Consider the following 3,456-nt stretch of genomic DNA (forward strand, 5'->3'; position numbering starts at 1 on the left):
GCCGAAACAACTGTCTCCTCTGTTAGGTGCGGAAAAAGAAGCGCGGGATATCGGACAACTGCTGAATGTTACGCCGCCGATCGGTTCTCAAGCAACGGAATCGGCAGTGGTGCAAAAAATGCAGTCTTCGCGGATTATACATCTAGCCACTCACGGCAGTTTTGATGGCGATCGCGGTATCGAAAGTTGGATCGCCCTGACTCCCAATCCCCCCAGTCCCCCCTTGGAAAGGGGGGGTAGTATCGGTGATGGTTTGCTGACTGCGGGGGAAATTTTCGACCTGGAACTGAATGCAGATTTAGTGGTACTTTCTGCTTGCGAGACGGGACGCGGAAAAATCACTGGCGATGGGGTAATTGGATTATCCCGTTCCTTGATGTCTGCCGGCACCGCCAGCGTGCTGGTATCCTTATGGAAAGTGCCGGATGATGCCACTTATTTCTTAATGCGAGAATTTTATCAAACTTGGGAAAGCAGTGGCAATAAAGCCCAGGCATTGCGTCAGGCGATGCTGACTACCATGCAGCAGTATCCCACTCCCGAGAATTGGGCGGCATTTACGTTGATGGGGGAGGCGCAGTGAGGCGGAACAAATGACCAATGACAAAGGACAACTGACAAATGATCCAACCCAAGTTTCTCACGTTATTCGTCCTCAGTTTACTCCTGCTGGTTGCCACTCAGGCACCGCATCCAAACGCCCGATCGCCCTTCGGTGTGCTCGCCACGGCTCAAACGGTGGAAGAGCGGAAACGGGAAGCCGATCGCCTGTGGCAGGAAGGAGGCGATCGCTATCGCCAAGGGCAATTGCGCGAGGCTATCCAGGCCTGGGAAGGAGCGCTGGAAATCTATCGCGCCATTAACCAGCGCCGCGACGTGGCACTCACCCTCGGCAACCTGGGAATTGCCTATCGCCATCTGTCCCATTATACCCTAGCGGCACAATATTTGCAAGAAGCTGTGGAGATTTTTCGGGAAATCGGCGATCGCCCTGCAGCCAGCAACATCCTCGGCAACCTGGGACTAATCTACCGCAACTTAGAAGACTACAGCCGTGCGGCACAATATTTCCAGGACGCCTTAGAGATTTTTCGCGAAATCGGCGATCGAGAAGCCGAAGGCAGCACCCTGCAAAACCTCGGCGTGACCTACACCACCCTGGGAGACTATCGCCAAGCGGCGGAATACTTCGAGCAAGCCCTAGGGATTAAACGAAGTCTCGGGGACGAGGCGGGGGAGAGCAATGCCCTGGGCAACTTGGGAATTGTTTACCAAAACCTGGCAAACTATACCCAAGCCGCACAATATTTCCAGGAAGCCCTAGCCCTGTTTCGGAACATGGGGAACAAGGCGGGAGAAAGCAAAGTCCTCATGCGTCTGGGAACGGTTTACCAGACTCTCGCCGCGTATCCCCAAGCCGCACAATCCTTTCAGGACTCCTTAGCCATTTTCCGCCAACTCGGCGACAAAGCGGGGGAAGGCAGCGCCCTAGGTTATCTGGGAGTTGTTGACCTGAATCGGGGAGAGTACGTGCGAGCAGAACAATACTTGCAGCAATCCTTAGCCATCAGACGGGAACTTGAGGATATGGCGGGGGAAGGCAATGTCCTCAACAACCTGGGGAATGTTTACGAGAATCTGGGAGCCTATGCCAAAGCCCTCGGACACTTCCAGCAAGCCTTAGAGATTTATCGGCTGCTGGGGGACTGGGCGGGAGAAGGTAACGCCCTTAACGGCGTGGGAAATGTGTATGCCCGTTTGGGAGAGTATGCCGAAGCGGAGGAATACTTCCAGAACTCCTTAAGCGTTTTTCGGCAAAGCCAAGATAGCGTGAGAGAAGCCGGTACCCTCAACAACTTAGCCAATGTCTACCAAAATCAAGCTGCGTATGAGGAAGCGGAACGATACTACCAGCAATCCTTAGCCATTTATCGCGAAATCGGCGATCGCGAAGGGGAAGGCAGCGCCCTGAACGGAATGGGCAATATTTACGCCCGTCAGGGAAAGTATGAGGAAGCGGAACGATACTACCAGGACTCCTTGGCCCGGTCTCGAGAAGTCGGCGATCGCGCCGGGGTGGCTCGCACACTCAGCAACTTGGGCAATATTTATCAGAATCGGGAAGCATACACCGAAGCGGAACGATACTACCAGCAAGCCTTGGAAATCAGGCGATCGCTGGGGGATAAAGCCGGGGAAAGCGGCACGCTCAACAACCTGGGGGTGGTGTATGACGCCCGGGAAGACTACGAAAAAGCCGCAGAATACTTCCTCGCCTCCATTGAAGCGTTCGAACAATTGCGTGCCGGGTTAACCGACGCCCAAAAAATCTCCCTATTCGAACGACAGAAATGGACTTACGAACTGCTACAAACCGCCCTCGTCGCCCAAAACCAAACCGATACCGCCCTGGAAATTTCCGAACGAGGACGCGCCAGAGCTTTTGTAGAATTGCTCGCCCAACGACTCAGCGATACCCCAGACACCGCCGCTACCGTCACCGCGCCCACAATCGCACAAATCAAGCAAATTGCCGCCGCCCAAAATGCCACCATCGTGCAATATTCCTACATTCGCGAAGCCTTCCCCGTCGGCAACGCGAAGCGCTTGCTCGAATCGGAACTGTATATCTGGGTCATCCAACCCAGCGGCGAGATACACTTCCGGCGCAGCGACCTCAAACCCTTGTGGCAAGAGCGGGATACTTCGTTAGATAAATTGGTAGGCTATGCCCGCTGCTTCGACAACCTTGCCTGTCGTTCCGATATCGGCGTCAGCGAAGGGTGGGCGGGAACCACGGTAGTTCGCAGCGATCGGCGCGGTGCTGCATTCAATCGGCAAGCTGCGGAAGAGAATGCGCGCCCCATCTCCCCCCAGCAACAGCGCCAATGGCAAGAACTCTATCAACTGTTAATCTCACCCATTGCCGATTTACTCCCCACCGACCCAAAGGAAAAAGTCATCTTCATTCCCCAAGGGTCTTTATTCTTAGTTCCCTTTCCCGCCTTGCAAGATGAAAACGGCACTCATCTCATCGAAAAGCATACCCTTCTCACTGCCCCTTCCATTCAAGTGCTCGATCTGACCCGCCAGCCGCGATCGCAGGGAAATGCCTTAATTGTCGGCAATCCCACCATGCCCTTTGTAGGCGACCCTCCGGAACAACTCACCGTCTTGTTAGGCGCGGAAAAAGAAGCGCGGGATATCGCCCAACTGCTGGATGTCACTCCTCTGCTTGGATCCGACGCCACCGAATCCGCCGTAGTAGAACAAATGCGCTCCTCGCGGCTTATACACCTGGCCACTCACGGCAGTTTCAATTCCAACCGAGGTATCGCCAGTTGGATTGCCCTCACCCCCACCAGCAGCGACGATGGACTGCTCACAGCAGGAGAAATCTTCGACATGGAACTCAATGCGGATTTAGTCGTCCTCTCTGCTTGCGAGACGGGACGC

General features: G+C 54.7%; 2 protein-coding genes. Both read left to right on the forward strand.

Annotation, left to right across the window (positions count from 1 at the left end):
- On the forward strand, positions 1-583 hold a 583-nt coding region (locus AC0QH1_RS01305), incomplete at its 5' end, for a CHAT domain-containing protein (protein ID WP_324628940.1).
- A 38-nt stretch (positions 584-621) separates the two neighbouring features.
- Positions 622-3,456: CHAT domain-containing protein (locus AC0QH1_RS01310; protein WP_324628941.1), on the forward strand; the 2,835-nt coding region annotated here is incomplete at its 3' end.

This window comes from Phormidium sp. CCY1219, assembly GCF_055795085.1.